Source organism: Micromonospora sp. D75 (assembly GCF_018070405.1).
GTDB classification, from domain to species: domain Bacteria; phylum Actinomycetota; class Actinomycetes; order Mycobacteriales; family Micromonosporaceae; genus Micromonospora; species Micromonospora chalcea.
In genome coordinates this window covers 1-6,343 of the sequence record NZ_JAGPXV010000344.1, presented here as the reverse complement: position 1 = coordinate 6,343, position 6,343 = coordinate 1, and the positions used below count along the sequence as shown (strand labels likewise).

Annotated in this window: 8 protein-coding genes; 3 read left to right on the top strand and 5 right to left on the bottom strand. The window is 74.6% G+C overall.

Features of this window, described 5'->3' with window-relative positions; translation table 11 throughout:
• The coding region (locus tag KBX39_RS19965) for an NAD(P)H-quinone oxidoreductase (protein WP_210871927.1) at window positions 1-849 on the top strand (849 nt) is incomplete at its 5' end.
• A 3-nt stretch (window positions 850-852) separates the two neighbouring features.
• Here KBX39_RS19965 and soxR read toward each other — a convergent pair.
• Window positions 853-1,305, bottom strand: coding sequence for a redox-sensitive transcriptional activator SoxR (soxR, locus tag KBX39_RS19960; RefSeq protein WP_030499370.1), 453 nt, complete (start codon window positions 1,303-1,305; stop codon window positions 853-855).
• Window positions 1,306-1,351: 46 nt separating this feature from the next.
• On the opposite strand from soxR, the gene KBX39_RS19955 reads away from it, so the two are divergent.
• Window positions 1,352-2,035 (top strand): transketolase, encoded by a 684-nt coding sequence (locus tag KBX39_RS19955; protein WP_064448118.1) that lies wholly within the window; start codon window positions 1,352-1,354, stop codon window positions 2,033-2,035.
• Window positions 2,036-2,049: 14 nt separating this feature from the next.
• Window positions 2,050-2,925: a transketolase family protein gene (locus KBX39_RS19950; RefSeq protein ID WP_064448141.1), complete on the top strand. Its 876-nt coding sequence runs from the start codon at window positions 2,050-2,052 to the stop codon at window positions 2,923-2,925.
• A 70-nt stretch (window positions 2,926-2,995) separates the two neighbouring features.
• Here KBX39_RS19950 and KBX39_RS19945 read toward each other — a convergent pair whose 3' ends face one another.
• The 4 genes from KBX39_RS19945 to KBX39_RS19930 form a co-directional block, all read right to left on the bottom strand.
• Window positions 2,996-3,706, bottom strand: a complete 711-nt coding sequence (locus KBX39_RS19945; RefSeq protein WP_043327778.1) for a glycosyltransferase family 2 protein — start codon at window positions 3,704-3,706, stop codon at window positions 2,996-2,998.
• Window positions 3,707-3,784: 78 nt separating this feature from the next.
• Complete coding sequence (locus KBX39_RS19940) at window positions 3,785-4,369, bottom strand: hypothetical protein (RefSeq protein WP_069089216.1); 585 nt, start codon at window positions 4,367-4,369, stop codon at window positions 3,785-3,787.
• Window positions 4,370-4,428: 59 nt separating this feature from the next.
• Complete coding sequence (locus tag KBX39_RS19935) at window positions 4,429-5,835, bottom strand: HAMP domain-containing sensor histidine kinase (protein ID WP_210871925.1); 1,407 nt, start codon at window positions 5,833-5,835, stop codon at window positions 4,429-4,431.
• On the bottom strand, window positions 5,828-6,343 hold a 516-nt coding region (locus tag KBX39_RS19930; RefSeq protein WP_210871923.1), incomplete at its 5' end, for a response regulator transcription factor. The genes KBX39_RS19930 and KBX39_RS19935, both read right to left, overlap by 8 nt.

Here is a 6,343-nt window from a genome sequence, read left to right as displayed (position 1 = left end):
GACCTGTTGCAGCGGCAGGGGCACTACCCGCCGCCGCCGGGCGCGTCCGCGTACCCCGGTCTGGAGTGTTCGGGGACGGTGCGTGCGCTCGGTCCCGGCGTGACCGGCTGGTCGGTGGGTCAGGAGGTCTGCGCGCTGCTCGCCGGCGGCGGCTACGCCGAGCAGGTCGCGGTGCCGGCCGGGCAGTTGCTGCCGGTGCCGGCCGGGGTGGAGCTGGTCGACGCGGCGGCGCTGCCGGAGGTGGCCTGCACGGTCTGGTCGAACGTGGTGGACCTGGCCCGGCTGGCCGAGGGTGACACGCTGCTGGTGCACGGCGGCGGCAGCGGGATCGGCACGTTCGCGATCCAGCTCGGCGTGGCGCTCGGCGCGACAGTGGTGGTGACCGCCCGCTCGGCGAAGCACGACCGGCTGCGGGAGCTGGGCGCCGCGCACACGATCGACTACCGGGAGCAGGACTTCGTGGACGAGGTACGCCGGGTGACCGACGGCCGGGGCGCGGACGTGATCCTGGACATCATGGGCGCGTCCTACCTGCCCCGGAACGTGGCGGCGCTGGCGACCGGCGGGCGGCTCGTGGTGATCGGCATGCAGGGCGGCCGCAAGGGCGAACTCGACCTGGGGATGCTGCTGGCGAAGCGGGCGGCGGTGCACGCGACAGCGCTGCGGTCCCGTCCGGACGAGCAGAAGGCGGCGATCGTCCGGGGCGTACGCGATCAGGTGTGGCCGCTGGTGGAGGCGGGCCGGGTCCGGCCGGTGGTGCACGCCCGGGTGGACATGGCCGACGCCGCCGCCGCGCACCGCCTGGTCGAGACCAACGACCACCTGGGCAAGGTGCTGCTGGTCCGGTGACGGTCAGCCCTGGCCGGGGCGCGGGAGCATGAGACGCGGGCCGGGGCCCTCGTCGGCGAGCGAGTCGCCGGGGTTGTAGAGCGTGCAGCGCTGCAACGACAGGCAGCCGCAGCCGATGCAGCCGTCCAGGTCGTCGCGGAGCTTGCCGAGCAGCCGGATCCGCTCGTCCAGCCGGTCCCGCCAGGCGCGGGACAGCGCGGCCCAGTCGTCGGGCGTGGGGGTACGCCCCGACGGCAGCGAGTCGAGCGCCGCGCGGATCTCCTCCAGCGAGACACCTACCTGCTGGGAGATCCGGATGAACGCGACCCGGCGCAGCTCGGTGCGGGCGTAGCGGCGCTGGTTCCCGCCGGTGCGGGCGGCGTGGATCAGGCCGAGCCGCTCGTAGTAGCGCAGCGCCGAGGGGGCGACGCCACTGCGGTCGGCGAGCTGTCCGATGGTCAGTGTTGCTTCGTGCATCACACGGCCTTGAGTTGAAGTTCGCTTCAAGTCCGAGGCTATCGGTATGACGACGACCACCGCCACCGAGCTGGGCGCGCTGCTGGACCGGGTGCGCGCCGGCCGCGAGTTCGGCGCCAACGTGTACTCGACGCTGGACGTGCTCCAGGTGCTCTACGACCGGGTGCTCCGGATCACCCCGGCCACCGTGGACGACCCGGACCGGGACCGCTTCCTGCTCTCCAAGGGGCACGCGGTCGCCGGCTACTACGCGCTGCTCGCCGCCCGCGGCTTCGTACCGCCCGAGTGGCTGGACGACCAGGGCGGCCCGGCGAGCCGCCTCGGCGACCACCCGGACCGCACGCTCGTGCCGGGCGTCGAGATCGGTTCCGGTTCGCTCGGCCACGGCCTCGGGCTGGGCGTGGGCACCGCGCTCGGGCTGCGGGCCCAGGGCCGCACCGAACCCCGGGTGTACGTGCTGCTCGGCGACGCCGAACTGGACGAGGGCTCCAACCACGAGGCGATCGCGTACGCGGGCGCGACCGGGCTGGGCAACCTGACCGCGATCGTGCTGGACAACCGCTCGGCCACGTACGGCTGGCCGGGTGGCGCGGCGAGCCGGTTCGCGGTGAACGGGTGGAGCGCCGCCACCGTCGACGGGCGCGACCACGACGCCCTGCACGCCGCCCTCACCGGGCACGACGATCACCGGCCGCACGTCGTCGTCGCGGTCGTCACGGACGGAGAGTGAGCATGAGCAGCACCATGCGGGACGCGTTCGTCACCAGCACCGAGGAGGTGCTCGCCGATCCGCGTACGACAGTCGTGCTCGCCGACATCTCCGCCGCCGCGTTCGAGCCGGCCGCCGCCCGGTACCCGGACCGGGTGATCAACGTCGGAATCCGGGAGCAGTTGATGGTCGGGGTCGCGGGTGGGCTGGCGCTGACCGGGCAGCGGCCGATCGTGCACAGCTACGCCCCGTTCCTGGTCGAGCGGGCGTACGAGCAGATCAAGCTGGACCTCGACCACCAGGGCGTCGGCGCGGTGCTCGTCGGCATCGGCGGCTCGTACGACCGGGCGGAGGCGGGACGCACCCACCTCGGTCCGGCCGACGTGGCGCTGATCGACACGCTCCACGGCTGGACCGTGCACGTGCCGGGGCACCCGGACGAGGTCCGGCCGCTGCTGCGCGACGTCGTGTGCGGGCAGGACTCGGCGTACCTGCGGTTGTCGATCCGGGCCAACGCGCGGGCGTACCCGGAGGCGGGTGACCTGCGGGTGGTGCGCGACGCCGGGCCGGGCGCGGCGCTGCTGGTGGCGGTCGGGCCGGTGCTGGACGCGGCGCTGGCCGCGACCGCCGACCGGGCGGTGACCGTGGCCTACACCCACCGGCCGCGCCCGTTCGACACGGCCGGGCTGCGGGCGCTGGCCGGAACCGAGGTGATGGTGGTCGAGCCGTACCTGGCGGGCACCTCGGCGCGGGTGGTGTCGGAGGCGCTGGCCGACCGGCCGCACCGGCTGCTGTCGCTGGGGGTGGGTCGTGAGGACCTGCGCCGCTACGGCAGCGCCGAGGACCACGAACGCTGGCACGGCCTGGACGCCGCCGGGCTGCGCCGCTCGGTGGACGCGTTCCTCGGCTGAGCGCCCCGGACACGACGCAACCCCGCGACCTCGGCTCGTGCCGGGATCGCGGGGTTGCGGCGGTGCGGGCTCAGTGCGCGGCGGCGGGAGTGGCCGGGCGGCGGCGGGCGCGCTCGCGGGCCAGGATCCAGATCGCCTCGACGCCGTCCTTCCAGGTGATCTTCTTGCCCTCCTCGCGGCCCCGCGCGCGGTAGCTGATCGGCACCTCGTAGGGGCGAATGCGCTGGCGGAGCAGCTTGCCGGTGACCTCCGCCTCCATGCCGAAGCCCCGGGAGCGGACCTGCAGCGAGCGGTACAGCTCCAGCGGCATCAGCTTGAAGCAGGTCTCCAGGTCGCCGATGTAGGAGTTGTAGAGCACGTTCGCGGCGAGCGTGACGCCCTTGTTGCCCATCACGTACCAGAAGCTGTACGAGCTGTGGCTGCCGAAGGTCCGATTGCCGTAGACGACTGTCGCCCGACCGTCGAGCACCGGCTCCAGCAGACGCGGGATGTCCTGCGGGTCGTACTCGAGGTCGGCGTCGAGGATGACCATGTACTCGCCCTCGGCGCTGTCGACGGCGGTCTTGATGGCCGCGCCCTTGCCGGCGTTGCGCTGGTGGGTGATCACCCGGAGGCGCGCGTCGTCGACCCGGCCCAGAATCTCGCCGGTGCCGTCCCGGCTGCCGTCGTCCACGACGACAAGCTCGATCTCGCACGGGTAGTCGACCGCCAATGCCTGCTTGAGGGCATCCGCGATACGTTCTTCCTCGTTGTAGACCGGCATGAGGATCGAGAGCTTCACGGATTCTCCACGGAGGCGATGTCGGGTCGGGGCATAGCGTAGCCTGGCACATTGCTTCCGTCACGACAGCCCAGGCACCTATTCCTGGCGAATCGGAACCACCACGAGCCGGGCCACGTTCCCGCCGCCGTCCTTCGCTCCGGCCACCGCGACAGTCGTGCCGATCTTGATGTCGTTCGATCGGATCGCGGTCCGGCGCTCGACCACCCGCAGTTTGTCGCCGAACGTCCAGGTCGCTGTGAAACCGTCGGTGGATTTCACGGTCATCGACCGTTCGTCGATCGCGGTCACCTCGCCGCGCTGGACCGCCACCGTCCTGGTGCCGCCGTCCCTGGTCCGCACCACCGCCTCGCCGTGCAGCGTGTTGCGCCGCAGCAGCACCCGGGCCCGGTGGCGCTTGTTCCCCTCCGCCCGCTCGCCCTTGCCGTCCGGCCCGGCCTGCGGCGTACCGGTGGACGCCGGTGCGGCTACCGGTTCGACGTCCAGGTCACCGGCGTCGAGGCCGAGCGCGGCGAGCGCCTGGCCCTCCGCGCCCAGGGCGGCGCTCACCTCGACCGCCCGGTCGGGTTCCGCGCCGGGCCGGCTCGCGCCGCACCCGGCGAGTCCGAGCGCGGCGGCGGCGAGCAGCGCGGTGGCGCCGGTGACGATTCGCTGACGTGCCATCTGTGGTCCTTTCCTCGCGGTGACGACCCCGAGCGTTCCGCACCGACACGAGGGAACGGTCAAGCCGATGTTCGAGCCCGGTAAGGATCCGGGGGCACCACGACGGTGAAGGCGGCCCCGCCCTCCGGGGCGTGCCCGGCGGTGATGTCGCCGCCGAGCCGGCGGACCAGCCCGGCGGCCAGCGCCAGGCCCAGACCGCTGCCCACCTTGCGCACCCCCCGGTACCGCTGGTGCAGCGCGCCCCGCTCGAACGCCACGTCCAGGTCGTCGTCGGTGAGGCCGGGTCCGCCGTCCCGGACCTCCAGCGTCCCACCGCCCGCCGGACCGGCGGCCCGGACCGCGAGCACCACCGGCGCCCCCGGCGGTACGACCCGCAGCGCGTTCTCCAGCAGCCCGTCCACCACCTGCCGGATCCGGCCCGGATCGGTGTACGCCGGCACCGGCGCGTCCGGCGTCTCCAGCCGGAACGGCACCCCGAGCGCCGCGCACCGGCCGGACCAGGCGCGCTCCGCGTCGGCGGCGAGCCGGGTCAGGTCGACCGGCACCGGTTCCAGCGGGAAGTCGACCGCCTCCAACCGGGCCAGCGCCAGCAGGTCGCGGACCAGCCGGTCCAGGTGTTCGGCCTCGGCGAGCACGGTCCGGCCGGTCTCCGGCACCCCGTCGGCCTCGATCACCCCGTCGGCCAGCGCCTCGGCGTAGCCACGGATCGCGGTCAGCGGGGTCCGCAACTCGTGCGAGACGGAGAGCAGGAACTCGCGCTGCCGACCCTCGCTCGTGGCCAGCGCGGCGGCGAGGCCGTTGAGCGCGTACGCCAGGTCGGCCACCTCGTCGGGCGGCTCGACCGGCACCCGGACCGTCCGGTCCCCGGCCCGGAGCCGCGCGGCGGCGGTGGCGGCGGTACGGATCGGCCGGGCCAGCCGGCGGGCGAGCAGCAGTCCGGCGGCCGCCCCGGCGGCGAGTCCGGCGAGCAGCGGCAGCCAGAGTCCGCGCAGCACCTGCCGCCAGGGCGCGGCGCTGCGGGCGCGGGTCAGCACCACACCGTCCCCGCCGGGCAGCGCCCGCGCCTCGACCAGCCGGCGTTCCCCGTCGACGAGCCGCCGGCCGGAGACGTTGTCGCCGCCGGCCACCCGGGTAAGGAGCGGTCGGGGCAGGCCCGGCCGGTCGGCCTGCCCGTCCCGGATCAGGTACACCTCGATCCGCTGCTGACCCAGTTGGCGGATGAGCCGGTCCCCGGCGCCGTCGCGCTGGCGTACCGCCCGCACCCGGAGCACGTCGGCGGCGAGCCGGGCCTGGGCGGCCAGCGCCTCCTGGTCCCGGCGCTCCGCGCCGCGTACCGCCAGGGGCACCGCCACCAGCGCGGTGACGAGCACCGACACGAGCGCCACCGCGCAGGTGGCCACTACCGCGCGGGCGGTGAGCGTCCGCCCGGGGCGGCGCGGCATCGGTCCGGCCGGCTGCTCAGGCATCGGCGGCGTACCCGACGCCCCGGTGGGTGCGGATCACGCTGTCCGGGCCGAGTTTGGCCCGGACCTGCGCCACGTGCACGTCGACGGTCCGGGTGCCGGCGTGCGCCGCGTACCCCCACACGCCGGCCAGCAGTTCCTCCCTGGTGAACACCCGGCCCGGACGGGCCATCAGGTGCGCGAGCAGGTCGAACTCGGTGGAGGTGAGCTGCACCGGCGTACCGGCGGCGGTCACCGTGCGGCGGGCCGGGTCGAGCGTGACGGCGCCGAGCGTGCGGGGCTGCTCGGCGGACACGCCGGACGTGCGGCGCAGCACCGCCCGCAGCCGGGCGAGCAGCTCGCGCGGGCTGAACGGCTTGGTGACGTAGTCGTCGGCGCCCAGTTCCAGCCCGACGACGCGGTCCACCTCGTCGTCCCGGGCGGTGAGGAAGATGACCGGCGTCCAGTCGCCGGCCGCGCGCAGCCGGCGGCAGATCGCGGTGCCGGCCAGGCCGGGCAGCGCGTGGGCGGG

What these genes read in the sequence shown, in the direction of transcription:
- soxR (WP_030499370.1), bottom strand. Translation starts at nt 1,305, where the DNA reads ATGCACGAAGCAACACTGACCATCGGACAGCTCGCCGACCGCAGTGGC.
- KBX39_RS19955 (WP_064448118.1), top strand. Translation starts at nt 1,352, where the DNA reads ATGACGACGACCACCGCCACCGAGCTGGGCGCGCTGCTGGACCGGGTG.
- KBX39_RS19950 (WP_064448141.1), top strand. Translation starts at nt 2,050, where the DNA reads ATGCGGGACGCGTTCGTCACCAGCACCGAGGAGGTGCTCGCCGATCCG.
- KBX39_RS19940 (WP_069089216.1), bottom strand. Translation starts at nt 4,369, where the DNA reads ATGGCACGTCAGCGAATCGTCACCGGCGCCACCGCGCTGCTCGCCGCC.
- KBX39_RS19935 (WP_210871925.1), bottom strand. Translation starts at nt 5,835, where the DNA reads ATGCCTGAGCAGCCGGCCGGACCGATGCCGCGCCGCCCCGGGCGGACG.